The sequence below is a fragment of the Prescottella equi genome, assembly GCF_002094305.1.
GTDB lineage: Bacteria > Actinomycetota > Actinomycetes > Mycobacteriales > Mycobacteriaceae > Prescottella > Prescottella equi.
Genome location: NZ_LWTX01000001.1, coordinates 1036740 through 1062200, shown reverse-complemented (window position 1 = coordinate 1062200; position 25461 = coordinate 1036740). Strand labels below are relative to the sequence as shown.

Genomic DNA, 25461 nt, shown 5'->3' with positions numbered 1-25461 from the left:
CATGGACCAGTCACGGGCGCCTCTGCTGGAGGCCTTGCAGGAGTACCACCGATTGGACCGTTACGGCTTCTCGCCGCCCGGGCACCGCCAGGGCCGCGGCGCCGACGCGCGGGTTCGCGACGTGTTGGGCGACGAGCCGTTTCGCGCGGACGTCCTGGCGTCCGGAGGCCTCGACGATCGCCTGTCGTCGGCGGGCTATCTGTCGAACGCCGAGAAGCTGATGGCAGAGGCGGTCGGCGCGGAGCAGGCCTTCTTTTCCACCTGCGGCAGTTCGCTGTCGGTCAAGGCGGCGATGATGGCGGTTGCGGGAGACGATCCGGGCGGCCTCCTCGTCGCCCGCGACTCTCACAAGTCGATCGTCGCCGGACTGGTCTTCAGCGGCGTCACGCCCCGCTGGATCACCCCGAGGTGGGACGAGGAGATGCATTTCTCCCATCCGCCCTCCCCCGAGCAGGTCCGTTCCGCGTGGGAGAAGCACCCCGACGCGGCAGGAGCGCTGATCGTCAGCCCGAGCCCGTACGGCACGTGTGCCGACATCGCGGGCATCGCCGATGTGTGCCACGAGCGCGGCAAGCCGCTCATCGTCGACGAGGCATGGGGCGCACACCTGCCGTTCCACGAAGACCTACCCACCTGGGCGATGGACGCCGGCGCCGATGTCTGCGTGGTCAGCGTCCACAAGATGGGAGCCGGTTTCGAACAGGGCTCGGTCTACCACGTACAGGGCGACCTCGTAGAGGGCCGGTACCTGGCGCAGTGCGCCGACCTGCTGATGACCACCAGCCCGAACGTGATGCTGTACTCGGCCATGGACGGCTGGCGGCGGCAGATGGTCGAGCACGGCCACGACCTGCTCGGACGCGCGCTCACACGGGCCGCGCGCGCCCGCGAGCAAATCAACGGCATCGACGGTCTCACCGTGCTCGAGGACCGCCTGCTGGGTGAGGAGGCCTCACACGATCTGGACCGGCTCCAGGTTCTCGTCGACGTGAGCGACCTCGGTGTGTCCGGATACCAGTGCACCGATTGGCTGCGCGAACACTGTCACATCGATCTCGGCATGACCGACCATCGGCGAATCCTCGCCACGATGTCCCTCGCCGACGACGACGCCACCGTCGATCGCCTGGTCGACGCCCTCCGGGCCGTCGCCCGTGCGGCGGAGTCGTTCCCGGCGCCCCACGAGATTCGCCTTCCGAGTCCCGACGAACTCCAACTCGAGTCGGTGCTCTCCCCACGGGACGCCTTCTTCGGAGACATCGAGATGGTGGATGCCGGCGACGCCGACGGCAGGATCGCCGCCGAACAGATCACGCCGTATCCCCCGGGCATCCCCGCAGTGGTGCCGGGCGAGCGTCTCGACCGAGCGGTGATCGACTACCTCCGCAGCGGCGTCGCTGCGGGCATGAACATCCCGGACGCCTCCGACACCTCGCTGGAGAAGTTCCGGGTGGTGAAAGAGCACTGAGCGGCGAATCCGCTGGACTTCGTTTGAGCCACAGCGGAGCCGGGCACCCACTACACACAGACCGGAAAGGTTCGAGATGACCGACGAGACCCACCGCCCCGCACCGAAGGACGACGTCCACGCCGACCCCCCGGGTCCGGCCGATCACGGTCGCGACGGCGGAATGGCAACCCGCGAGAACGCGCCGGACGTCGTGCGCCAGTCCGACAAGGACGAGGACGACAGCTGAGCACCTCGGAGGACCCATGATCTATCTGGACAACGTCGTGCAGAAGGTGGGCCAGGTGGTGGGCGAGGCCGTCGGCCACGTGTCGAAGTCGGACGCCACCCAGTCGGTCACCATCGCCCGCCCCCGCGACGAGGTGACACAGTTCTGGCGCGACCCCCAATCGCTGTCCGCGGTCTTCGACCAGGCCGCGGAAGTCCGAGCGGGCGATGTTGCCGGGGAGTATGTCTGGAGCCCGGTCGGTTCACCCGACGACGCCGAGTCGTGGCGCGCGACCCTCCGAGAGGACGAGGACGGCTTCCGGTTCACGACGACCGGGGGCGACGCGACCGGCCCGACCCCCGGATTCGTCCTGGGCTTCCGGGACGCGCCCCACGGGCTCGGCACCGAGGTCACGCTGCGAGCCCGGACCCCGCTACCGGAGTTCCTGTCGTCGCTCGCGGCGTTCGCAGTCCTTTACCGGGCGCGCGCTCTGCTGCAGACCGGGGAGGTCCCCACCCTGCGCGACAACCCCAGCGCCCGCCGTAGTGGGCAGTGATCGACAACCGGAGGAGGTCCCGTGCGCGCTCTGTGTTGGAACGGCGTCAACGACTTGGCCGTGGAAACCGTCGACGATCCGCGTCTGGTCAATCCTCACGACGCGATCGTCGAGGTACGCCTGACCACGACGTGCGGGTCCGACCTGCATTTCATCGACGGCTACCTACCGGGGATGCGAGAAGGCGACGTCTTCGGCCACGAGTTCATGGGCGAGGTGGTCGAGACCGGCCCGCAGGTCACCCGGATCCGGACCGGGACGCGGGTGGTGGTGCCCTCGTTCATCAGCTGCGGGTCGTGCTGGTACTGCGACCACGACCTGCCGTCGGTGTGCGACACCGCCAACCCCAATGCCCATCTGCAGCAACCGGTTTTCGGTTACCCAACCGGCGGGATCTACGGCTACACCCACCCCTTCGGGGGCTACCAGGGCTCGCACGCCGAGTACATCCGGGTGCCGTTCGCCGACTCCAATTGCTTCCCGGTGCCCGACGGGATATCCGACGAGCAGGCCCTGTTCCTCTCCGATGCGGTGCCGACCGGCTACATGGGTGCCGACTTCTGCGACATCTCCGCCGGTGACACGGTCGCCGTCTGGGGCGCCGGCGGAGTGGGTCTGATGGCTGCGAAGAGCGCGCTGCTGCTCGGCGCCGACCGGGTGATCGTGATCGACAGGTTCCCGGAGCGTCTCGAGATGGCACGCACCGTGTGCCACGCCGAGACCGTGGATTACACCGACTGCAACGTGCGCGAGGTACTACGTGAGAGCACCGGGGGACGCGGTCCCGACGCGTGCATCGACGCCGTCGGGATGGAGGGCCACGGTACCGGAGTGCAGGAACTCTACGACCGCACCAAGCAGCTGCTGCGACTCGAGACCGACCGCGCGACATCACTGCGGCAGGCCGTACTCGCCTGCCGCAAGGGCGGAGTGGTCTCCGTGCTCGGGGTCTACGGGGTGACCGACAAGTTCCCGATGGGCGCCGTGACCAACAAGAGTCTGACGATCCGCTCCGCGCAGCAGCACGGGCAGCGCTATCTCCCCAGGCTGTTCGAGCACGTGCAGCGGGGTGAACTCGATCCCGCGGTACTCGCCACCCACGACCTCCCGCTCGAGGACGCGGTCCGGGGCTACGAGATGTTCAAGAAGAAGCAGGACGGTTGCGTCCGCGCGGTCTTCCGTCCGTAGCGACGCGAGAGGGTGCGATGCCGTCGCGGTGGAATCCCACCGTCGGGGTCGAGGAAGAGTTCCTCCTCGTCGACCCGGTCACCGCGTGGCCGCGGATGGACAACGACGCCGTGGTCGCCGAAGCTCACCGCGCCGGTGTGGAGCTCCAACGCGAACTGGGTGCCTGTCAGATCGAGACGACCTCCCCGGTGTGCACCGGGCCGGAGGAGCTGACCACGCAGCTGGCCCAGCTGCGTTCCGCGGCCGCGCAGGCGGCGGCCCGATGCGGCTGTCGACTGCTCGCCTCCGCGGTCCCTCTCGTCGGACCCCGCGAACACCAGGTCAGCGACGACGACCGTTACCGATCGATGGAGCGAGCCTTCGGGATCCTGGCGCGGCAGCACGGCGTGTGCGGCTGCCACATCCACGTGGCGGTGCCGGACCGGGACTGTGCGATCGCAGTCGGCAACCGCCTACGCCCCTGGCTGCCATCGCTGTTGGCTCTCACTGCGAACTCCCCGATCTACAGCGGGGTCGATACCGGTTGTGCGAGTTGGCGTTCGGTCATGTGGCGACGCTGGCCCAGCGCCGGCGCTCCCCCACTGTTCAGGGATGCGCACGAGTTCGACCGCGTCGTCGCGGCGATGGTCGACACCGGCAACATCCTCGATCGTGGAATGGTCTACTGGGACGTGCGGCCGTCCGCACGGTTTCCGACGGTGGAAGTGCGGGTGAGCGACGTTCCGGCGACCGTCGAGGAGTCGGTGCTGCTCGCGGTACTCGTGCGCGCGCTCGTGGTGACGGCGCTGCGAGACGCAGAAGCCGGCTCGGACGTCGCGGATGTACCCGGCCACGTGCTCGACGCCGCCTACTGGCGCGCCGCCCGCGACGGGCTGGACGGCGTGGGTGTGGACCCCGCGACGGTGACCGTCGTCCCCGCCTCGGTCCTGCTCGAGCGGATGATCGACAGCGTGGGCGACGCCCTCGACCACCAGGGGTTGCGAGCCGTCGCAGAAGACGGGCTCCGGCGTCGGGTGGCAGCGGGAAACGGTGCTCGACGGCAGCTTTCGGCCTTCCGGCGACGGCACTCGATCTTCGACGTGGTCGAGACGGTCGCAGACCTCACCCTGCAGGGTTGCTAGGCAGCAGACCACCCGACTGGCGATCACGGGCCGTGCGGGACGACACGAAAGGCGTCCTGCTAGTTTTTGTGACGACTTGTCGTCATAAAGAAGGGTCGACTCGGTGCCGACGATCGATGTACACGTTCATACCGACGGGATCCGGCTACCGCGGCGCCGGCAGATGGCGTTGTCGGCCCTGGCCGGCGCCGCCGCGTCCGCGGTGATTCTCGCTTCGGCGCAACTGGCTGTCGGCTGGCAGAATTCGGCCGATTCCGCGCTCCTGCTGAATCTGGGCTACGCGGCCCAGTTCGCCGCCATCGTCCAGGTACTGTCCGTTCCGCTCGCGCGCGCCGGAGACCGCGTGACGGGTCTGTCGCTGGGATTGTTCGTCGCCGCGATGTTCCCGCCGATGCTGCACGGCCATGCCGCCCGACTCGCAGTCGTGAGCGATCTCTATCTCGTGAATGTGCTCGTGGTCCTGGCGCTCGCGGTCGCGACGGTCCGTGCCACCGCCGATCTGTGGCGGAGGGCTCGCGCGTGAGCGGACCGGCGGACGTCGTCGGCGCGGTTCGGCTCAGAACGAGACGAACGGTCGCGGTGGAGCTCGAGCGCCTGGCGCGGCGCGGCAGCCTGTCGGAGATCCAGATCGAGGCCGTCGCCGCGGCCCTCGAGCGCGTGTCGACCGTCCTCGTCCTCGATCGGCTGGCGGCGTTGCAGGGTGACCCGTGGGTCGTGGCCGAACTGTTCGGCCACGACGCCCCGACCACGAACGAGGAACACCGCCGATGCCCAAACTGACAGGTGGGACCACGCTGGCCGAGCACAAGGCTGCGACGCGTGACGCAATGCTCGACGCGTTCGCCGTCGAACTGCACCAAAGACCTTGGCAGGACCTCAAACTGCAGACGATCGCGGAACGGGCGGGAGTGGCGCGCACCGCGGTGTACAACTACTTCCCCGACCGGACCACACTGTTGCTGGCCTGGTCCGAACGCGAGATGACGCGATTCATGGCGTTGGCCGCGCGCGAACTCGCGGACCGCATCGACCCCGTCGACCGCTTGCAGGTCCTCGTCAAGCTGGTCCTCATCGAATTCTCCCTGCAGCGCGGTGTCGCCGCCTCCGTCGCGTCGATGCTCGCACCCGAGGATCGACACGTCTTCTTCACGCACCTGGAACCACTCGCGGAGCTGTTCGAGGATCTGCTGCGGGACGGTATCGACGGTGGAGTGTTCGCGGACGCCGATCCGGCAGCCACGCGCCAGTTGATCATGGCGTGTCTGGAATCCCAGCGCCCGGGACTGGTCGCGGGAGGAAGAACGGATTCCGCCGTCGCACGCACCGTGCCGTTCATTCTGCGCGCGCTCGGGGTACGAGAACCCGGGGTGCAGGGCTAGTAGGCCCGCGTCAGCAGGGCGTTGCGCAGCGCGGCCCGATCGTCGAACGCGGTCGCCACGCCGTCGTCGACGAGTGCCGGGTCGTGCCCGCGTCCCGCGAGGAGCACGGTGTCCCCGGCACCGGCCAGGTCCACGGCTACCGCGATCGCCTCCCCGCGATCCGGGATCACCACCACCTCTGCCGTCCCGGCCCGGCGCGCTCCCGCCGCAACGGCGTCGCGGAGATCGGCGGCGTCGTCGGAGAAGGCGCTCTCGTCCGTCACGACGACCACCTCCGCGTATCGCGCAGCGGTGAATCCGAGCGGAGCGCGCTTGCCGGGATCACGCTCGCCGGTGGCGCCCAGCACAACCACGATCCGCCCTGGCGTCACCGAACGCAGATAGGGGAACAGCCGATGCTGACCGGCGGTGTTGTGCACGTAGTCGACCAACGCGAGGAACGGTTGCCCGACGTCCACACGCTCGAGCCGCCCGGGGATCGCGTCGAGTGCCTCGATCCCGGCCACGGCAGCGCCGAGGTCGATTCCTCGGACGGACAGCGCAGCGAGGGCCGCGACAGCATTGTCCACCTGGTGCCCGCCGAGGACCCGCAACCGAACCGGTACCCGTTCGCCCCGGTGGTGCAGAGTGAACGTGCTCCCCCACCGTTGTGCCCGCACCGTCGTCGCGTACACGTCGGCACCGGGATCGCGTGCCGAGAACGTCAGGTGTGGAACCGCGACCTCGGCCGCGAGCCGGCGGCCGTAGTCGTCGTCGATGCAGACGGCCGCGCGTTCGCAGAGGTCGCGTTCGAACAGACGTGCCTTTGCTGCGTAGTAGGCCTCCATGTCGGGGTGGTAGTCGAGGTGGTCACGCGCGAGGTTGGTGAAGACTCCGACGTCGAAACGGGATCCGTCGATCCGGTGTTCGGCCAGTCCGTGGCTCGACACCTCCATCGCGACCGCGTCCACTCCTTCCTCGACGAACTCGACGAAGCTCTGCTGCAGCTCACACGCTTCCGGCGTGGTCCGCGTCGCGGGCCGGACCGTGCCGGGTCCCCGCACCGTGACACCGGTGACCACCCCCGTCCGGAGACCCGCCGCCACGAGAGCGGCCTCGAGCAGGTAGACGGTGCTGGTCTTGCCGTTCGTCCCTGTCACGCCGTACAGGTCGAAGGCGGTCGACGGATTTCCGTACGCCCATGCCGCGAGCGGTCCCAGTGCCACGCGTGGATCGTCGACGACGACCGTCGGCACGATGTCCGACGGCCGGTCGCTCAGCATCGCGACAGCGCCGCGCGCGGTTGCCTCCGAGGCGAAATCCGCACCGTGGTGCCGACGTCCCGGCAGTGCAGCGTAGAGGTCACCCGGGCGGACACGCCGGGAGTCCTGACACACTCCGGTGATCACCCGCCGGTCGTCCACGGGGGCGTCGGCAACCACGTGCCCCGCCTCGCACAGGCGGTCGACGACCTCACGCAACGTGCGGGGAGAAACCGGCGTCCACAGGTCCTCGAGGTCCATCCGACAAGTTGACCACCCTCGGGGCGGTTGCCGCCGGTGAACGATCGTGTCCCTGACGGTCGGGGCATTCCCGATCCGCGCCGTCTCGACATCTCGGCGACGGAACTGCCCGACTGCGCAGGCGCTCAGCGGCCGGGCGAGCCGACGGACCGCACGGGAAGGCGATGCAACTCCACCTCGTTCAACACCCCGCCCAGGGCCGTCGCCGTCATGTACGTGCAATGCGGCTGCCGGCGCCGATCCGTCGGTGAGCCCGGGTTGAGCAGACGCAGTCCGCCCGGGGCTGTCGTGTCCCACGGGATGTGCGAGTGCCCGAACACGAGCACGTCGGTGTCGGGGTACGCCGCCTCCGCCCGCTTCTCCCTTCCCGCCGCTGCTCCCGTCTCGTGGACCACCGCGAGACGCACCCCTTCGAGCGTCACCCGCGCGATCTCCGGAAGCCGTTCCCGCAGTGCGGGACCGTCGTTGTTGCCCCAGCAGGCGACCAGCCGCCGAGCCCTTCCCTCGAGCTGATCGAGCAACCCGACGTCGACCCAGTCGCCCGCATGGACGACGACGTCGGCGCGATCGACCTCGTCCCACACCGCGGGCGGCAGCGACCGCGCTCGGGCCGGGACGTGGGTGTCGGCCAGCAGCAGGAGCCTCATCTCACCAGTGTGCCGCTCGCGCTCGATGGGTACACGGCGAGCATGACCGTCCCCACACACGACCGACTCGCCATCGTGACCGGTGCAGACTCCGGCATGGGCAGGGCAACCGCGCAACTCCTCGCCTCCGACGGGTACGACGTCGGCATCACGTTCCACACCGACGAGGCCGGGGCTGCGGACACCCGCGCCGCCGTCGAGCAACGCGGACGACGCTGCTACGTCGCCCGCCAGGATCTGACGAGTCCGGATACCGGCGACACCGTCGATCACCTCGCCGAACAGCTCGGTGGATTGGGGGTGTTGGTGAACAATGCCGGCGCCGGTCACCGGGACCGGGCGCTCGACCTGACCTACGCCCGGTGGCGGGAGATGCTCGCCACCGATCTCGACGGCCCGTTCCTGTGCGCGCAACGGGCCGCGCGCCGGATGGTCGAAACGGGCAGGGGTGGACGGATCGTCAATATCACCAGCGTCCACGAGCACGTACCACGCCTGGGCGCGGCCGCCTACTGCACGGCCAAGGCCGGCCTGGGAATGCTGACCCAGTGCCTCGCACTCGAACTCGCCCGGTACGACATCACCGTCAACGCCGTCGCTCCCGGCGAGATCGCCACCCCGATGACCGGTATGGACGAACCCGACGCTTTCCGCGAGGACCGTCCCGGCAATCCGACCGGGCGCCCGGGGCACGTCGACGAGATCGCCGCCGTCGTCGCCTTTCTCGCGTCGCCGCGCGCGTCGTATCTCACCGGCCGCTCGATCCCGGTGGACGGCGGCCTGATGCTCATGGCCGCGCACGGGCACGACATGGCCGACGGCAGCTGGCGCGAACTCTGACTGCGCCCAGCTATTCGGCGCTACGTCCGACCCCCGCGTCGCGACAAGCCGCGACGAGGTGGAGTCCGGCGTAGGTCCGCCACGGCCGCCAGCGGTCGACATCCACCGCATCGATGCCGAACCGGTCCATTGCCGCCCGGACGGCGGGATCCTCGGTCGACAGGACGTCGGGGTCGCCCAGGCCCCGCATCCGGATGTGGGCGGCAGTGCCCGGTGGGAGGCCGGGAATGTCGCCGAGGGCCTTCTCCGCGGCGGCGCGGTCGACGCCCGGGTCGAGTGTGACCGCGCCCGAGGCCAGCCTCCGAGCGAGCCCTCGAAGCGTCCGCCGGAGGGGATCGGACAGTTCCCCGAACGAACGGTCGGCCAGATCCTCGGCTCGGGGGAACAGGTGGGTCAGGCCGCCGCGGGCAGTGACCAGCGGCTGCCCATAGCGCCGCGCCAGGAGGGCGCCGGCCCGGCCGGCGACCGCGCGGAGCGCGAATTCCTCCGGGTCGACGGTTCCCGGAGAACGCAGACCGGGTCGGGCCGCCACGGCGTCGGCGAGCGCCCGGTCCGCGCCCAGCCGCTCGGCCACCGCGTCGGGATCTGCGTCGAGGTCGAACAGGCGCCGGACGCGTTGCGTCGCGGTCGTGAGGTCGCGCAGGTCCTGCAGGCACAGGTGGCAGGGCAGCCACCCGTCGCCGCTGTCCTCCCCGACCTCGGCGATCCCGACACCGCGGGGAAGGCGCAACGTGCGACGGTAGCGGCGGGTGGGACGGACACCGGTCATCTCCTCGACGCCCGGTACCAGATCGGCGGCGAGGACGTCGAAAGTCACTGCGGCCGAATAGTGCCCGCGGAAAGGCAGGCGCAGTGGGATACCCGCCGCCGTGCCGGGGGCGCCTACGTCACCGAACCGGGTGGGGGTCCGGGGGCGGGCGGCGCGCAGCCCGGTGGGGTTGGCCGCGTAGATCTCACGGATGGTGTCGTTGAACTGCCGCACGCTGGCGAACCCGGCCGCGAACGCGACATCGGTCACCGGCATCGACGTGGTCTGGAGCAGGACCCGTGCCGTGTGCGCGCGCTGGGCCCGCGCCAGCGCCGTCGGGCCCGCCCCGACCTCGGCGTTGAGTTGGCGCTGAACCTGGCGAGCGCTGTACCCGAGTCGGTAAGCGAGCCCCGAGACACCCTCCCGGTCGACGACGCCGTCGGCGATCAGGCGCATGGCGCGCCCGACCAGGTCGGCCCTGACGTCCCACGCCACCGAACCGGGGACGGCGTCGGGGCGGCAGCGGCGACAGGCGCGGAATCCGGCGCCCTGTGCAGCGGCCGCGGTGGGGAAGAAGCGGACGTTCACACGTTTGGGGGTGGTCGCCGGACAACTCGGCCGACAGTAGATACCGGTGGTGGCCACCGCGAAGAAGAAGTCGCCGTCGAACCGCGCATCACGACTGCACACCGCCTCGTACCTGGCCTCGTCGCTGATCACCACACCAGCATGCGGTGGACGAGTTCGATCGGGCCAGCGGAAATCGGACGTCGCGTTCGAGGACCGCTCGCTGGGGTCGACGTCTTGGCGGGCTGCCACGGAGCCGCCGAGGTCGTTTACGCCGCCGCTGTCCCGTCCGCTCCGCCCGCGACCACGGCGACGGTCGAGCAGACCACCGCCGCTCGCGTCAAGATCTTTGTCAGCACTGGATACTCACCCCTCTCCCTTGATGGAGGCGATCAGTGTTCGACCGCCCTCGTACCGTGTACGAACGGTTCGGACCCACAGCCGCATCCGGAGCCGTGAGCGTTCGTGCGGCGGTAGCGCTTCGCTCGACGTAGCCACAAGGCGCGCCGCGAACGGATACGTGACTCGCCAACCGGAGCGGCCTGTGGACCGCGGAGAGACCTCGACGGCCACCGGCTCAGTGGCCGCAGGACGTCGTAGCCCCTCGAAGCCTCGCCGCACCTGCTCCCGAACCGTCAGGGGCCCACTCGCACCAAACCTGCCAGCGCCCGGACCAGATCGGCAGATTCCGGAGCGGGTAGCTCCCCGAGCCATTGCTCCTCGACGTCGCGCACCGTCAGCGACAAGCGGGCGTGCAACTGCCGTCCCCGCGGACTCGGATGGACACGCACTTTGCGCCGGTCGTCGGGGTCGACCTCACGGTAGACAGCGGCGATCGACACGAGCCGATCCACGACACGGGTGAGAGTCGGTGCCGGGATCCGTGTATCGACCCGCAGCTCCGCCATCGTCGCTCCCGGACGGGCCGCCAGCGTGTCCAGCACCAGGTAGTGGTCGACGGTGAGCTTGTCCGCGGCGAATGCGTCGTCCGTCGCCTGCGCTGCCACTCGGGCCGCCCTCAGCAGCGCAGCGGTCACCGACACGTCGCCTACTGCGATGGCACTATCGTCCGACACGACCCACTCCCGAGCTGTTGCGTAGTTCACACCCCACAAGCAATACTTTCAAATGAAATGATAACCCGAGCACAGCCCCTCACCTACGACGCCGCGGAGGCGACGACATGAGCGCCGTACTCGACCGCGTCCGCGCCGCGCAGTGGCGAGTGGCGATGGTGGTTCCGCTCCAGGGGCCGGCCGGATTGTTCGGGCCGTCGTGCGAGGCGATCGGCGAACTGGCCGTGCACGACATCAACAACACCGGAGGCGTTCTCGGCCGCGAGGCCGCCCTCCATGTCGTGGACGGCGGTCTGGACCCTGCGGCGATCGCCGCGGAGGTGCACCGACTGGTGTCCGCCGGCGCCGTGGACGCGGTGAGCGGTTGGCACATCTCGTCCGTGCGCCACGCGCTCGCACCGGTCGTCACGGGACGCGTCCCGTACTCCTACACCTCGCTTTACGAAGGCGGCGAGACGCGCAGCGGCATCTTCTGCTGCGGCGAGACGCCTCGCCAACAGATTGCTCCGGCCCTGAAATGGTTGCGGGACAACCTCGACACCCGTCGATGGTTCGTGGTCGGCGACGATTACATCTGGCCGCACGGATCACTGGGCGCCGTGCGGGCGTATGCCCACGAGCTCGGTCTCGAGATCGTGGGCGAGGCATTCGTAGACCTCGGCCGCGGCAACATGAACCGCGTGGTGGACGCAGTCCGCGCATCATTGTGCGACGGCGTTCTGATGCTTTTGGTGGGTCAGGACGCCGTCGACTTCAACCGCGCCTTCGCCCGCCGTGGACTCGACGAGCACATCGTGCGGTTCAGTCCCCTCATGGAGGAGAACATGCTGCTCGCGAGCGGGCCGCACGCCACGCGAAGTTTGTTCGTAGCCGCCGCATACTTCCGCTCGCTCGTCGACGCCGACTCGATGGATCTCGTCGGCCGCTACGTTTCGCTACACGGCGCGGCAGCGCCGCCACTGAACAACGCCGCGGAGTCCTGCTACGAGGGCATCCAGACCCTCGCCAACCTCATCCACCGTGCGGGAAATCCGTCCACCGCGGCACTCGATTCCGTCGTCGACGGCGCAGCATACGACGGCCCACGGGGGACCGTTGAGTTCCGAAACCGAGTAGCTCGTCAGCGAATTCACCTCGCCATGGCGAACGGTGTCGACTTCGACATCGTGACCACACTCTGATCGACCACCTCTTGACACTGTGGCGCACACCACTTACTTTCATTTGAAATCATTCCATTTGAAAGTGATCTGAGGTGTCCGATGGGCAGTGTCGGTCTGCTGTACGTGGGTGCGGTCCTGTTCGTGAACGGGCTGATGCTGCTCGGAGCGGTGCCACCGAAATCGGCGGCGATCCTGAACCTGTTCGTCGGGGCGCTCCAGTGCATCGTCCCGACGGCGATGCTGATACAGGCGGACGGCGACTCCGCGGTGACCCTCGCCGCGTCGGGTCTGTACCTGTTCGGCTTCACGTACCTGTACGTCGGGATCGGCAACCTCGCCGGGCTCGATCCTCGTGGCGTCGGCTGGTTCTCGATCTTCGTCGCCGCCGCAGCGGGTGCCTACAGCCTGATCTCCTTCAGCGTCGTCGACGACCCCGTGTTCGGTGTCATCTGGCTGGCCTGGGCCGGGCTCTGGACCCTGTTCTTCCTGGTCCTCGGCGCCGGACGGGAGGAGCTCACCCGATTCACGGGCTGGACGGCCCTACTACTCAGCCAACCCACCTGCACGCTTCCTGCGTTCCTGGCGCTGACGGGCAATCTTCCGAGCTCATCTGGTGCTGCAGCACTGTGGGCCGCCGGGCTGGCAGCGCTCGTCGCAGTCGCCGCGACCCTGGGCCTGCCAGCCGCCCGGCGCCGGGTGCCCGATACTGCCGAACTCCACCTCAGCCCCCACTAACTCTGCCCTGCAACGCAATCAACGAGAGGAACGATCATGCGACACGGAGATATCTCCTCGAGCAACGACACCGTCGGAGTGGCGGTGGTGAATTACAAGATGCCTCGACTGCACGACAAGGCCGGAGTCCTCGACAACGCACGACGAATCGCCGACATGATGATCGGCATGAAGTCGGGACTGCCAGGGCTCGACCTGGTGGTGTTCCCTGAGTACTCCACGCAGGGAATCATGTACGACGAACGAGAGATGTACGAGACGGCGGCAACGATTCCCGGCGACGAGACCGCGATCTTCTCGGCCGCGTGCCGCGAAGCCGACACCTGGGGCGTCTTCTCGATCACCGGCGAGCAGCACGAAGAACATCCGAACAAGCCGCCCTACAACACCCTGATCCTCGTGAACAACAGGGGCGAGATCGTGCAGAAGTACCGAAAGATCCTGCCGTGGTGCCCGATCGAAGGCTGGTATCCGGGCGACACCACACACGTGACCGAGGGGCCGAAGGGCTTGAAGATCTCGCTCATCGTATGCGACGACGGCAACTACCCCGAGATCTGGCGGGACTGCGCAATGAAGGGCGCCGAACTGATCGTGCGCTGCCAAGGGTACATGTATCCGGCGAAGGACCAACAGGTCCTCATGTCGAAGGCCATGGCGTGGGCGAACAACTGCTACGTCGCCGTAGCGAACGCCGCCGGATTCGACGGAGTGTATTCGTATTTCGGCCACTCGGCGATCATCGGGTTCGACGGCCGCACCCTCGGCGAGACAGGCGAGGAGGAGTACGGCATCCAGTACGCACAGTTGTCGGTCTCCGCCATTCGAGACGCCCGCGAGAACGACCAGTCCCAGAACCACCTGTTCAAGTTGTTGCATCGCGGCTACTCCGGCATTCACGCTGCAGGTGACGGCGACAAGGGCGTGGCGGATTGCCCCTTCGAGTTCTACAAGCTGTGGGTCACCGATGCCGAGAAGGCCCGAGAGCGCGTCGAGTCGATCACGAGAGACACTGTCGGCGTGGCGGATTGCAGGGTGGGATCGCTGCCCGTCGAACAGACCTCCGAGGCCTGACGAGGAGGTCCGCCATGCCCTATCTCACAGACATGTTCCACGAGCAGAACCGAGCGCCCACGGATGTGGTGGCACAGCCACTCCGGCCCGTCGGCGCTTTCGATCCCACCGCACTCACCGACCGCCTCGGTTCGCGGATCGTCGGACAACGCAACGCAATCGACGCCGTCGTACGGGCGGTCTCGTTGGCCTCGGTAGGCGCCAACGATCCGTCCCGCCCGCTCGCGAACATCCTCCTTACCGGACCGACCGGTGTCGGCAAGACCGAACTGGTACGGCAAGTCGCCGCCGCGCTGCGCTCCGGACCGGACGATATGTGCCGAATCGACATGAACGCGCTTGCGCAGGAACACTACGCGGCGTCCTTCTCCGGCGCGCCTCCCGGATACGCCGGCAGCAAGGAATCGTTCACCCTGTTCGACCGCGGCGCCATCGAAGGCGATCCGTACACACCTGGGATCGTCCTGTTCGACGAGGTGGAGAAGGCCGACACGACGGTCCTACGTGCACTGCTGCAGATTCTCGACCACGGCGTGCTCCAGCTGGCGAACGGGCAGCAGACAATCTCGTTCCGCAACAGCTACGTGTTCCTGACGTCGAATCTCGGGTCCGTCGAACTGGCCGCCCGCCGCCGCACCCTGTGGGGGCGGCTGGGCCGCCGACACCCGCCGGACGACGAGAAAGTTGTCCGGCGCGCCGTCGAGCGCTTCTTCGATCCGGAGTTCTTCAACCGCCTCGACGAAACCGTGGTGCTGAACGGACTCGACGACGCGACCGCCCGCGAGGTTGCCGGTCTCGAGATCGACGTGGTCGCACGCCGGCTGGCCAGGCGGTCGATCAGCGTGGAGATCGGACCCGACGTCGTCGCGCTGCTCTGCGGTCAGGGCTTCGACCCCGTCTACGGCGCGCGCGGGCTGCGACGCACTGTACGTACGGTACTGGCCGATCCGATCGCGGCAGCGGTCCTCGAACACGGGCCTGTTGGATCGGAACCACTCCATCTCCGCACGCGGGTGACCGCCGGAAGAGTCCGTGTCACCCGCAGCTGATCTGCGGAATCCGTCTGCGGGGTGGCCCGGTACCGGACCGGGCCACCGCGCTCGAGGCCTACCGTCCACGCACGCTCGTGTCTCCCGCCGTCGCAGGTGCACACACCCGGTCCTTTCGAACAGCGCCGCGCCGACACCATCAACGACACTGACCAACGGAGTCCCGGCCCGCGTCCTACGGGCCGGGACGCCACCCGCATCAGACCGGATCGAACCCCTGCCGCGGCTTCAACCGATCCGCGAGGTGCTACGCCGGACGCAGCTGTGCCGTCGGGTCAGGTCGACGTCTCCCCCGTCCCCGCCTCGATGGTGTGCTGGGTGTCGGATGCGAGACGAGTGACCTCGATCTTCCGTGGCTTGGCCCGTTCGGCGACCGGGATCATCACGGTCAGGACACCGTTCTCGTAGGTGGCAGAGATGTTCTCGGCGTCGACGCCGTCGCCGAGTGACAACTGCCGACGATAGGTTCCGGTGAACCTTTCCGACGCGAGCCACTGGACGTGCTCTGCCGAGGGCGCGCTGCGATGCGCGGTCAGCGTGAGCGTGCCGTTCTCGACGTCGACGTCGACCGAGCCGGGGTCGACGCCGGGCAGATCGGCGTGGAGCACATAGTGGTCGTCTACCCGATACAGGTCCATGGGCATGAACTGCGGGACACGCGAGGTACCCACGGCGTTGGACATCAGGCTGCGAGTGAGTGCGTCGACATCGGTGAAGGGATCGAAGCGAAGCACAGCAGAACACCTCCCGAGCTTTCCAGTGCCCGTCACGTCGACGGGCATCCGAACAACGTGTGCACCATGAAATTTAGCACTCCCCGACCGAGAGTGCCAAGAGGATTCCGGGTCGAGTTTTCGACGCGCCCACGACGCCGACTCACACCAATCCCACTGCTGCACAACCACGTCGACGACCGGCCGACTCACTCCCGCGGTGGGGATCGGATCGAAGCAGCGGCCGGTCGGCGCCGTCACCGGCTCGGGCGGACGCTAGCCCGATCGGATGTCGAGGCCGGCAATCTCCGCGAACGCCGCGAGCTGCTCGAGGTAGTGCCCGAGGGAGTCGTGGCGGACCGTCAGGTTGATCTGTGTGGCGCCCGCCTTCTCCGCCGTGGCGATCACGTCGGCCACCTGGCCGGGAGCGTCGACGGGATCGAGCCGGTGGTTCGGCGAGAAGACGACGTCGAAATCGTCGGGCAACTCGTGCCGGTCGAGCATCTCGCGCATCAGCTCGGGACTGGGACCGCGGAAGGCCTGCGGCGCCGGCGCCCAGCCGTCGGCGAGGGTCACGGCCCGGCGCAGTGCACGCTCGCTGTGCCCACCGATCCACATCGGAACCCGCGCCTGCGCGGCGTGCGGGTCGACCACCATGTCCCGGAACGAGTGGTACGGCCCCTCATAGGACACCACGCGGCCGGACAACGCCGCGCGCAGGGCCCGCAGGGCGTCGTCGGCGCGCGGTCCACGGTCCTCGAAGGGAACCCCGAGCATGTCGAACTCCTCCTTCAGGTTCCCGACACCGAACGCCAGGATCAGTCGCCCGCCGCTGAGGTGATCGAGCGTCCCGTACCGCTTGGCGATCTCCAGGGGGTGATAGAACGGCAACACCAGGACGTACGGCAGGAATCGCAGCCGGTGTGTCTGCCCGGCCAGGAACGAGAACGTCGCGAGCGGATCGTAGAAGCGTTCTCCGCGCGGCAGACCCGGTGGGACCGCCACGTGGTCCCCACACGTCATGAACTCGTACCCGAGGCGGTCGGCAGCCTGCGCCACCCGGACCAGTTCGGCGGTGCCGGCGGTGGCCTCCCACTCGGGTCGGTTGCCCGCGAGCGCCACGATCGGCGAGCTGATACCCACCTTCATGCCCGTGCCTCCGCCCCGTACAGCCTGCGCTGCAGCTGGATCAGCGGATCGTCGCCGTCCCTGCTGCCGGACGGTCCGGCGCCCTCCTTCGGCATGAACCGGCCGGCGTCCGACCGCGTCCACTCCCGGGCGGCCCACCGCTCGGCGATGGCCCAGCGACCGTCCCGCCATTCCATGTGGTCGATGAACCGCACGCCGCTGGTGAAATTCGTCCGCGGATCGTCGGCCGGCTCACCCCAGTGAACCGACGTCCCGTACGTCTCGCTGATGGCGGTGTCGCCGAGTAGTTCGACCAGATGGTTGCCGACCATGTGCATCGTCCCACCGCGCCGGGCGCGCAGCTTGGGCTCGACCCAGGCGATGTACTCGTCCAGGGTGCCCTCGAACCCGGTGTGATGATCGATTCCGTCCGGGTGATACGCCGACCGGACGAGGTCGAAGTCCAGCCGGTCTATTCCGCGGCAGTACCGCAGGACGACGTCGTGGATCTGTTGGCGATCGGACCACTCGCTGCGTTGCTCGTTCATACCGAACGAACGTAGAGAAGCCGTCGGCCTCACGCGGTCCACATCCTGCTGGGCGAGAAGACGCGGCGGTGAACCTCGGACCCGTCGGCGTGCCGGGCGAATTCGAGGCTCAGTGCCCGAGGTGATCTCTCAGGTGCCGATGCTCCATGTGCTTCACGTGCGCATGCTCGGCCACCACGATGCTCGCCCCTGCCATGAAGAACAGCGCGCATGCCGTGCCTGCGATGACGGCCCAGCCCTCGAACCCGTAGCCGGCAGCGACCAGCGCCATCCCGAGCGTGGCTATACCGAGGCCGATCAGTCCCAGCCCGGGCCAGTTCCTCGTGTCGTCGATCGATTCGCCCGGATGCTCCCGGGTGGTGTGCGCACGGTCGAGCGGCAGTCGATGAGTGTTCATGCCGACCCTCTTCCTCGAGGTACGGGTTCGAGGTTCCAGCATGCGCGTGTCCTGCGGTAGAACGGGACACAGCGGCATCACCTGAAGGTCACATTCTCCTCTCCCCGGCCGCGAATCGACCCGGCGACGCGCCCCTGCGCGCACGGCGTAGCAGTGCCCGATTCATTCGCACTCGGCCCGGATCGCCGTGAGCATGACGGAGGACACGGAAATCGGCGGAGCGTCAGTGATGCGGACCATTCCGGCGAGACCGACGGCCAGCATGAGCAACCGGCCCGCCGCCTCACGGGCATGCGTGAAGTCCGCGTTCCGGCGGCACAAAACGGCTGCGAGTACTTCGGTCAACCGGGACAGCGACTCGATGTAGCTGTCTGCGATCGGCTTCCGTAGCTGCGCATGGGCCGCCGCCTCGGCCCATCTGGCCATCGACCGGCCATCCGTTCCACCCAGCAGATCGCGAAAGAACTCGATCAAGGCGTCGATCGGTTCGAGTCCCTGTACTTCGCCTTCATAGGCGTCGATCTCGCTAGCGGAGTATTGGCGCCACGCTTCCGCGGCAAGTTCATCGGTCGACGAGAAGTGATGGTGGATTTGCCCCTGCGAACCACCGAGTTGCTCCGCCACCGTACGGGCCGTAACAGCACTGAGGCCTTCCTTCGCCACGATGGCCGCAGCCGCCTCGACGATCGAGCGTCGACGCTCCGCACGTGCCAGATACGCCATCATTGCCTCCGTCGTGCTTCTCGCTCGGGATGGGACGCCGACTTCAGGAAGGCAGCCGTTCGTTCGCGGAGGCCCTGCCGACGCCGTTCGATCGTCTCCTCGGCCGGAGGATCGAGTGGGCCGACGATCGGCTTGCTGTGGACGTTCACACTGCAGTCGAGGTCGGTGCAGACGTGAAGCCCGAGCGTACTCAACCGCTGACGCTTGTCGCGGGACGGGCGCGGGGCAGTGAAGAGTGACACCTCGTTGAACCGCCGCGCAAACCGACACAGGTCGCACATCACCGCGCGCGAGGAATGTGCGGCTTGATTCGGGTTCTGCCGGAGCATCACACCGAGCGCCTCGCCCTCGACGTCGGCGACCAGATAGACCCGCAGCGGAGCCCGCAGGTCTCGCCAGCCGAGGTAGTCGATGCGCGGCCAACGCACCTCGTCGAATCCGACCGGTAGGTGCACTCTCTTCTGCACCGGATCGAGATTGACGATAGAGGCACGCACTTCCGCCCTCGTCATGGACCGCACGTCGTTTCCCCCTAACTTGTACACGGATACAATTTGTATCACGATACAACTTGGAGGTTCGTGCGTACGCGGGCGTGGCTGCCGACATCGACTCTCCTCGGCCGGCGAGTCGCGAGGCCGCCTACTCGGCTTCCTTGATCCACCTGGTCGCGTACATCGTGTTCGATCCGAAGAACTCGCGAACCACGTCGTCTACTGCGTTCAGACCGTTCTCGCTGTTCGTCATGATCACAAGACTGCGGCCGGTTTCGGGATAGGCGATGAAGAAGGCCTTGTACGGGCCGTTGTCGCCCCAGTGCCAGATCGCGTCCCCGAGTTCATTGCTCTGCAGCCCGATACCGAGGCCCCACTTGATGTGGTCGATCGCGTCCTGGTCGCTGCCGCCGTGGTCGGCACTACCGAAGGGAGTGAACATCATCTGGCGCGTGGCAGGTTCGAGGCCCTCGCCGTCCAGCAGCGCGCCGCGAAGGAACTTGTCGTAGTCACCCGCCGTGGTCCGCAGGGTGTAGGCGATGTTCGCGCGGGGGAAGTTGCGTACCGGCCGGGCGGCGCCGTCGGCGGTGTGGCCGACGGATGTGACGGCGTCGAACGCAGGATTGGTGACGAGATCGCTTCCCGCCATCCCGAATCGCTCGAAGACCCGCTCCCGAACCAGTTGGTCGAACGATTTGCCGGTCAGCGATTCGACGGTCTTCTGCAGGTAGTAGAAGCCCTCTCCGGAGTACGACCACTGGGTCCCGGGTTCGAAAGTGGTGCTGACCGGTGTGGTCTCGAACTCCGGGCTGGACGGTCCGGTCGCCCAGTTCGGGAGGCCGGACGTGTGCGTCAGTACCATCCGCCCGGTGATCCGTTGCGCCGCCGGATCTCCCGCGATCCGCGAGTAGTCGAAGTACTCCGACAGCGGCGTGTCGAGATCGAGCAACCCCTCGTCCACCAATTGCAGCACGACGTACGAGGCGACCACCTTCGTCAGCGATGCCGCCTCGAACACCGTCTCGGCAGTCACCGGCCTACCCGTGGCAGCACTCGCCACCCCGTAGTCGAATTCGCGCTCGGTCCCACGGTCCGCGTAGATGACCTGGGCGCCGGGAACCCCCTGCTCCGCCATGATGGCGCCGAGCCGCTGAGCGACAGCCGCGCACGACGGGTCCTCGACGGAACCGCCGAGAGAGCCCAGCGAACCGGTGGAGCCGAGCCAGCCGGGGGCCCCGATCGTCGCCGCCCGAGCCGGCGCATCGATGGACGGGGACAGCGCGACGGCACCGGAAAAGGCCACAGCGAGAACAGGTACCAACACCCTGCGATGGAAAGACTTCACATGACACCTCGAGACATCGATCAACGGACACGCCGATGCTAGGACGGATCGGGGCCCGAATCGCTCGGGGTAACAACATCCTTACCGCCGTCAACCAGATTGAAACAAACGTCCGTTTGACCGCTGTTTCAATTTGGGCACCATCGGTTTTCGTGTGTCACAGATCATGCAGTCCGCCCCAGCGCACCCCCGGCCGGACTCGACGAGCACCTGAACCTGGCGCCGCAGTCAGCGGAAGCGTTATGCGCTGGAGATGACAGCGAAAGCGGCCAACGTCATGGCGCCGTTGCTGACCATGTGGGCGACGATGGGAACCCAGAGGTTCCGATACCGGTGCAGGAGCCACGCGAACAGCAATCCGGCAAAGAAGGCGCTGATCGTGTTGAACACTCGGGGGAGATGCGCGAGTGCGAACATTGTCGAGACGAGAACGACAGCGGCGGCGGCGGGCATCCTGGCGGCGATTCCGTTGAACACGATGCCGCGGTACAGCACTTCCTCGTACAGCGGTGATGCGATCGCACCGAAAAAGAAGGCGAAGCTGAGCTGTGCGGCGAATGCCCCGGCGGGGTAACCACCTTCACCACCGCCGTCACTGGCAAGAGAAGCCGGTAGGGCCACAGCGAGGACCGTCGTGAACACCGCCTTCGCCAGTCCCCAACCCGCACCGGCCCCAACATGGGCCCGGGTGGGGCGGGTAAGCATCAGCGGGCCGGCGACCGTGCCGTAACGGCGGTAGACGAGTGCCAACCCGACGGCAAGTTGCACACCGTTAATCGTGGCCCACGCCGCGGTCAGGGCAACCATCTCGGATGCGCCCAGATGCCGTGGAACCTCAGCTACACGCTCGACCAGTGCGCTGTTCGCCAGTCCGATACCCACCGCTAGTACAAGCAATATCTCCGCGTAGGAGAACCAGGTGTAGCCGTTTCGCGAATCGGCGGACTTCGAATCAGGCGTCGTCACCTCCGCCAAACTAGTCAAATGACCTATTTAGGTCAAATGACCGAAATAGTAGAATGTCACTATGCCCAAGATCGTCGACCATGCCGAACGCCGAAACCTCATAGGCACAGCGGCCTGTGTTGTGCTCGAACGCGCAGGGCACCAAGGACTGTCGGTGCGTTCCGTGGCCAGACAGGCAGGGATGGCCCTCGCCACAGCCCAGCATTACGCCCCCACCCGCGAGGCGATCATGCACGCCGCGATGGACACTCTCGAGCGTCGCGTGATCGCCCGAGCCCGAGAAATCGACACGGGGCTGACCCGACTCGACACCCTGCGCGCGGCACTGCTCGAGTTACTCCCTCTCGATGACGATCGGCGGTTCGAGTGCAGGGTTTGGCTTACGCTCACTGCCGCGGCCATGACCGATCAGGAGGTCGCCGAACGCCTCGAAAGCAGCGAGCGTCACTTACGAGAAAACCTCGAACGCCTTGTCGCGCACACCTCCCCTTCTGCAGATGCGCCGCACGTAGCCGCCACCCTGACTACGGTGACGACCGGGCTGACGGTGCGCATGCTCACGACAGGACTACCCGACGAAGCAGCGCAGGAAGAACTCGATCGTGCACTGGAGAAGGCAACGCAGTGACCGGCGGCCGACATCACGATGCGTCGGTGCCGACGAACAACGGATCTCGGGAGCGCATCCGCAGCCAAGGAGAATCGGCAAGGGAGGAGCGGGGTCTGCCGTTGCCATGGAACCTGCCGAGGTGCTGCGCCAGGAGCCCGCGTGGATCGACGGACTGTCACTGGTCACTCTCGACGAGGCCAGCGCCCTCGTGGGCTGCGTACTGCCGCCCCGCGCGTAGATCGGGTCCCCCGGCCACTGTGCACAGGACCGTGTGCGGTCCTGTGCACAGTGGCCGTCATCCGCTACGCGGCAGCCTTCGGCGACATCTGACCCTCCCGTTCGACCGATAGGCCGGCGACCCCGGGACTCGTCTGGCGCTCGCGCGGGCGAGCCCCGGGCGGTTACGCGGTGGACGCTGTCTCGGCGACGGGCACAAGCACCGTCGAGGTGCCGCGAGATACCGCCGGCATGCCGGTGCGCCTACGGTCCGGAGATGGCGCCGTCTCCGCAACGACGGAACCTCGCTGAGATGCCACTGCCCCTGGCAGCCACAAGCGCGTGCCTCCAACTCGGTTCACAACCATTCGGCGTCCAGTACCCAGGACCGGACCGAGGAAGCTGAATCAATGCCTCCACAATCCGCGCCATCCTCCTCGCTGCTCCCAGACAACACAGTTCGGCGCGCAACACTCGGAATTCGGCCCCGCCTGACCGGCACGACCGAGCAGAATCTGGACTATGAGTGCCGCGCCGACTCCTCCCGCGCCGATGCTCGCCACGCTCGGCGAGCCTCCGGCCGGTGAGGGCTGGGCGTTCGAGATGAAGTGGGACGGACAACGCGCCGTCACCGATGTTCGCGACGGCGGTGTCCGACTCTTCAGCCGCAACGGCAACGACATCACCACGGCGTTTCCCGAACTGACCGGGCCGATAGCCGAGGCCGTCGACGACCATGCCGTCGTCCTGGACGGCGAGATCGTGGCGCTCGACGCGAAGGGTCGGCCGTCGTTCGGTCGGCTGCAACGCCGGATGCACGTCGCTCGTCCTACGACCCAGTTACGCAACGACTTTCCGGTCATCTACTACGCGTTCGACGTCCTGGCCCTCGATGGCGAATCGACCATCGGCCGGACGTACCTGGAGCGGCGCCGGATGCTCGACGACCTCCGGATATCGGGGCGGCAAGTGCAGGTTCCGCCGTTCTGGACCGGCGTGGACGGCCACCGGATGCTCGACCTGGCCCGCGAGCACCACCTCGAGGGCGTGGTCGCCAAGCGCGTCGACTCCACCTACCGGCCGGGTCGACGCGCGCCGGAGTGGATCAAGACTCCACTGCGCAAGAACACCGAGGCCGTCGTCGTGGGCTGGGTCGACGGCAACGGCGCAGCACGTCACGGAGTCGGCTCTCTACTGCTCGGCGCATACGACGACGATGGTCGCCTCGTCTACATCGGACATGTCGGCACCGGCTTCACCACCGCACTGCGCCGATCGTTGCGCGAGCAACTGGCCACACTCGAGCGGCCCGCGAGCCCGCTTGCCGCGCCGCCCCCGAGCCGGGACGCGAAAGACGCGCACTGGGTCGAGCCCCAACTGGTGGGCGACGTCGAGTACCGCCAATACACCGGAGGCAGTCTGCGACATCCCAGCTGGAAGGGCCTACGCGACGACAAAACCCCCGCCGAAGTCGACCTCCCCGGCCGTCACTGAAGATGGATCGGTTGTCGCCCACGGCCGACGCGGCTGCGACACTGCTCGAATGGAAGCTATCGGGTTCGAGGCGGCAGAACTGCTCGACGCGGACGGTGTCGCGCTCGGACCGGGCCTGTCCGACGCCGAGTTCACCTCCGTCCACGAGCGCTTCGGATTCCACTTCAACCCAGACCATCGCAGCCTCTTGGCGGCTGCTCTACCGCTCGGCGACGGCTGGCCCGACTGGCGCAGCGGCGACGATCCCGAGTTGACCACCTGGCTCGACAGGGTCGCCGAGGGTTTCATCTGGGATGCACTACACCAGACGCCGCCCTTCTGGCCAGCATCGTGGGGAGAATTGCCCGCGACGCCCGAGGAGGTCGCAACAACCGTGCGCCGGCAACTCGAGTCCTGGCCACGCCTCATCCCGATCTATCGGCACCGTTTCACCCCCGCGGCCCCCTCGCCGGCGGGCTCACCGGTCCTCTCCGTATGGCAGACCAACGTCATCTACTACGGTGCGGACCTCGTCGAGTATCTGCGCAACGCAGCTCCCTCCCGGCCGAGGCCGAAAGTCTCTCTCGCCCATCACCGTCCGCGTGCCGTACTGGTCCCGGTTCGTCGAGTCGGCGAACAGCGCCGAATCGGTCTGACCGACGGGCGGAGTCAGACGGCCGGGCGTTCATCCCCCTCGGTGAGTTTGCGCGCGATGTCGTAGATCGGCACGTTGCGTTCCTGCGACAACTTGCGCAGTAGGCCGAACGCGTGATCAGCGTCCACCGAGAATCTCTCCATGAGCATCCCCTTGGCCTGCCCGATGGTGTCCCGTGACTGGAGTGCCTCCCCGAACTGCTCCTCGCGCTGAGCTGCGATCACCGCGATCGCCGCATGCGTGGCCAGTGAACCCCCGACGCTCACCGAGGTGGAGTCGAACGCATGGGGAGAGGCACTCAACAGATTGAGCGCGCCCAGGTTCGACTCGGTGGTGTAGAGCTGGAAGGCGAGCATCGAGCCGATCCCCGCGTCCGCGGCACGGGGCGCGAATCGCGGCCACCGGTCCTCGTGCGCCATGTCGTCCACCCGAACCGTCTCGTGCTCCCAGATCGCCTGCAGGCACGGACCGTCGTCGACCAACTGTTGCAGGTCGTCGATCCGGCTCGGCAACTCGGATGTCCCGGCGCGCGATTCCAGACGCCCGCCCCGCACGGCCAGCGTGATGTCCGCGTGCTCGGCCCCGGGAACGAGCTCGACCGCGGCGCGAGTGATCACCTCGAGCGTGCCGTCGAGACTGGCGTGCTCGTCGCGCATGTCCCGCGCCATGGCTTCGATCGCGACCCGTACGTGCCGCTCCACGTTTCGCGGCGTCGTCGCTGCGCTGCCGCCCTCGTCGCCTCCGTCGTGTGCCACGCATCCATGTTTCCACTGATGCGGCCCTGCGCGCGGGCGATCCACTCGCCTTTTCGGACGAGTAGCCTGGCGATCAGCCGCATGGCTTCGGACGCCGTCGGTCAGGCGTTATCGGTT

29 protein-coding genes are annotated in these 25461 nt (G+C 67.6%); 16 read left to right on the top strand and 13 right to left on the bottom strand.

All coding sequences use genetic code 11. The annotated features are described in order from the left end of the window. Position 1 precedes the first annotated feature (1 nt). The 8 genes from A6I89_RS05045 to A6I89_RS05015 all read left to right on the top strand — a co-directional run bounded on the left by A6I89_RS05045 (position 2) and on the right by A6I89_RS05015 (position 5920). Positions 2 to 1468, top strand: coding sequence for an aminotransferase class I/II-fold pyridoxal phosphate-dependent enzyme (locus A6I89_RS05045; protein ID WP_022596359.1), 1467 nt, complete (start codon positions 2 to 4; stop codon positions 1466 to 1468). A 76-nt stretch (positions 1469 to 1544) separates the two neighbouring features. Continuing rightward, a complete protein-coding gene (locus A6I89_RS24555; protein ID WP_013416254.1) occupies positions 1545 to 1697 on the top strand; it encodes a hypothetical protein in 153 nt (50 codons plus the stop codon). Between the two features lie 16 nt (positions 1698 to 1713). Next, a complete protein-coding gene (locus tag A6I89_RS05040) occupies positions 1714 to 2232 on the top strand; it encodes an SRPBCC family protein (protein ID WP_022596360.1) in 519 nt (172 codons plus the stop codon). Between the two features lie 21 nt (positions 2233 to 2253). After that, positions 2254 to 3420, top strand: coding sequence for a zinc-dependent alcohol dehydrogenase (locus A6I89_RS05035; protein WP_022596361.1), 1167 nt, complete (start codon positions 2254 to 2256; stop codon positions 3418 to 3420). Between the two features lie 17 nt (positions 3421 to 3437). Beyond that, on the top strand, positions 3438 to 4541 hold the full coding sequence (locus A6I89_RS05030) for a carboxylate-amine ligase (protein ID WP_022596362.1): 1104 nt from the start codon (positions 3438 to 3440) through the stop codon (positions 4539 to 4541). Between the two features lie 103 nt (positions 4542 to 4644). Next, positions 4645 to 5064, top strand: coding sequence for a hypothetical protein (locus A6I89_RS05025; RefSeq protein ID WP_022596363.1), 420 nt, complete (start codon positions 4645 to 4647; stop codon positions 5062 to 5064). Then, on the top strand, positions 5061 to 5321 hold the full coding sequence (locus tag A6I89_RS05020; protein ID WP_044991148.1) for a hypothetical protein: 261 nt from the start codon (positions 5061 to 5063) through the stop codon (positions 5319 to 5321). Before A6I89_RS05025 ends, A6I89_RS05020 begins: the two co-directional genes overlap by 4 nt. Further along, positions 5309 to 5920, top strand: a complete 612-nt coding sequence (locus A6I89_RS05015) for a TetR/AcrR family transcriptional regulator (protein WP_022596365.1) — start codon at positions 5309 to 5311, stop codon at positions 5918 to 5920. Before A6I89_RS05020 ends, A6I89_RS05015 begins: the two co-directional genes overlap by 13 nt. Here A6I89_RS05015 and A6I89_RS05010 read toward each other — a convergent pair. Then, a complete protein-coding gene (locus tag A6I89_RS05010) occupies positions 5917 to 7422 on the bottom strand; it encodes a Mur ligase family protein (protein ID WP_005512716.1) in 1506 nt (501 codons plus the stop codon). The two genes, A6I89_RS05015 and A6I89_RS05010, sit on opposite strands and share 4 nt — an antisense overlap. A gap of 125 nt (positions 7423 to 7547) precedes the next feature. Then, positions 7548 to 8069 (bottom strand): metallophosphoesterase family protein, encoded by a 522-nt coding sequence (locus A6I89_RS05005; protein ID WP_022596366.1) that lies wholly within the window; start codon positions 8067 to 8069, stop codon positions 7548 to 7550. A gap of 42 nt (positions 8070 to 8111) precedes the next feature. Here A6I89_RS05005 and A6I89_RS05000 point away from each other — a divergent pair, with 42 nt between their 5' ends. Further along, a complete protein-coding gene (locus A6I89_RS05000; protein WP_044991149.1) occupies positions 8112 to 8909 on the top strand; it encodes an SDR family oxidoreductase in 798 nt (265 codons plus the stop codon). A 10-nt stretch (positions 8910 to 8919) separates the two neighbouring features. Here A6I89_RS05000 and A6I89_RS04995 read toward each other — a convergent pair whose 3' ends face one another. Then, positions 8920 to 10380, bottom strand: coding sequence for a DNA-3-methyladenine glycosylase 2 family protein (locus A6I89_RS04995; RefSeq protein ID WP_022596368.1), 1461 nt, complete (start codon positions 10378 to 10380; stop codon positions 8920 to 8922). Positions 10381 to 10859: 479 nt separating this feature from the next. Next, positions 10860 to 11300, bottom strand: a complete 441-nt coding sequence (locus tag A6I89_RS04990; protein WP_005512710.1) for a MarR family winged helix-turn-helix transcriptional regulator — start codon at positions 11298 to 11300, stop codon at positions 10860 to 10862. A 107-nt stretch (positions 11301 to 11407) separates the two neighbouring features. On the opposite strand from A6I89_RS04990, the gene A6I89_RS04985 reads away from it, so the two are divergent. From A6I89_RS04985 to A6I89_RS04970, 4 genes are all read left to right on the top strand, one after another. Beyond that, positions 11408 to 12481, top strand: a complete 1074-nt coding sequence (locus A6I89_RS04985) for a substrate-binding domain-containing protein (RefSeq protein WP_022596372.1) — start codon at positions 11408 to 11410, stop codon at positions 12479 to 12481. A gap of 81 nt (positions 12482 to 12562) precedes the next feature. Then, complete coding sequence (locus A6I89_RS04980) at positions 12563 to 13198, top strand: AmiS/UreI family transporter (protein WP_022596374.1); 636 nt, start codon at positions 12563 to 12565, stop codon at positions 13196 to 13198. A 36-nt stretch (positions 13199 to 13234) separates the two neighbouring features. Further along, complete coding sequence (locus A6I89_RS04975) at positions 13235 to 14272, top strand: aliphatic amidase (RefSeq protein ID WP_013416265.1); 1038 nt, start codon at positions 13235 to 13237, stop codon at positions 14270 to 14272. 14 nt (positions 14273 to 14286) lie between these two features. Continuing rightward, positions 14287 to 15321, top strand: coding sequence for an AAA family ATPase (locus A6I89_RS04970; RefSeq protein WP_022596375.1), 1035 nt, complete (start codon positions 14287 to 14289; stop codon positions 15319 to 15321). A gap of 275 nt (positions 15322 to 15596) precedes the next feature. Here the strand turns inward: A6I89_RS04970 and A6I89_RS04965 are convergent, their stop codons facing one another. The 8 genes from A6I89_RS04965 to A6I89_RS04930 all read right to left on the bottom strand — a co-directional run bounded on the left by A6I89_RS04965 (position 15597) and on the right by A6I89_RS04930 (position 21635). Further along, positions 15597 to 16055, bottom strand: coding sequence for an Hsp20/alpha crystallin family protein (locus A6I89_RS04965; protein ID WP_013416267.1), 459 nt, complete (start codon positions 16053 to 16055; stop codon positions 15597 to 15599). 255 nt (positions 16056 to 16310) lie between these two features. Beyond that, positions 16311 to 17183 carry an LLM class F420-dependent oxidoreductase gene (locus A6I89_RS04960; RefSeq protein WP_022596377.1) on the bottom strand — a complete coding sequence of 291 codons (873 nt, stop codon included), beginning with the start codon at positions 17181 to 17183 and terminating at the stop codon, positions 16311 to 16313. Beyond that, a complete protein-coding gene (locus A6I89_RS04955) occupies positions 17180 to 17710 on the bottom strand; it encodes a nuclear transport factor 2 family protein (RefSeq protein WP_022596379.1) in 531 nt (176 codons plus the stop codon). The genes A6I89_RS04960 and A6I89_RS04955 overlap by 4 nt, the downstream gene beginning before the upstream one ends. Positions 17711 to 17819: 109 nt before the next feature. Next, a complete protein-coding gene (locus A6I89_RS04950; protein ID WP_005512691.1) occupies positions 17820 to 18107 on the bottom strand; it encodes a hypothetical protein in 288 nt (95 codons plus the stop codon). Positions 18108 to 18269: 162 nt separating this feature from the next. After that, a complete protein-coding gene (locus A6I89_RS04945; protein WP_013416271.1) occupies positions 18270 to 18830 on the bottom strand; it encodes a TetR/AcrR family transcriptional regulator in 561 nt (186 codons plus the stop codon). After that, positions 18830 to 19327, bottom strand: a complete 498-nt coding sequence (locus tag A6I89_RS04940) for an FBP domain-containing protein (RefSeq protein ID WP_022596381.1) — start codon at positions 19325 to 19327, stop codon at positions 18830 to 18832. Before A6I89_RS04940 ends, A6I89_RS04945 begins: the two co-directional genes overlap by 1 nt. A 145-nt stretch (positions 19328 to 19472) precedes the next feature. Then, on the bottom strand, positions 19473 to 20648 hold the full coding sequence (locus A6I89_RS04935) for a serine hydrolase domain-containing protein (protein ID WP_232244745.1): 1176 nt from the start codon (positions 20646 to 20648) through the stop codon (positions 19473 to 19475). 261 nt (positions 20649 to 20909) lie between these two features. Then, entirely contained in the window at positions 20910 to 21635 is a 726-nt protein-coding gene (locus A6I89_RS04930; RefSeq protein WP_044991151.1) for a CPBP family intramembrane glutamic endopeptidase, read from the bottom strand. A 61-nt stretch (positions 21636 to 21696) separates the two neighbouring features. Between A6I89_RS04930 and A6I89_RS04925 the strand changes: the two genes are divergently transcribed. From A6I89_RS04925 to A6I89_RS04915, 3 genes are all read left to right on the top strand, one after another. After that, complete coding sequence (locus tag A6I89_RS04925; protein WP_005512684.1) at positions 21697 to 22263, top strand: TetR family transcriptional regulator C-terminal domain-containing protein; 567 nt, start codon at positions 21697 to 21699, stop codon at positions 22261 to 22263. Between the two features lie 720 nt (positions 22264 to 22983). Then, positions 22984 to 23955, top strand: coding sequence for a non-homologous end-joining DNA ligase (gene ligD / locus A6I89_RS04920; protein WP_022596389.1), 972 nt, complete (start codon positions 22984 to 22986; stop codon positions 23953 to 23955). A gap of 49 nt (positions 23956 to 24004) precedes the next feature. Then, a complete protein-coding gene (locus A6I89_RS04915) occupies positions 24005 to 24655 on the top strand; it encodes a hypothetical protein (RefSeq protein WP_232244746.1) in 651 nt (216 codons plus the stop codon). Here the strand turns inward: A6I89_RS04915 and A6I89_RS04910 are convergent. Then, positions 24604 to 25257, bottom strand: a complete 654-nt coding sequence (locus tag A6I89_RS04910; RefSeq protein ID WP_175278990.1) for a GAF and ANTAR domain-containing protein — start codon at positions 25255 to 25257, stop codon at positions 24604 to 24606. The two genes, A6I89_RS04915 and A6I89_RS04910, sit on opposite strands and share 52 nt — an antisense overlap. Positions 25258 to 25461 lie beyond the last annotated feature (204 nt).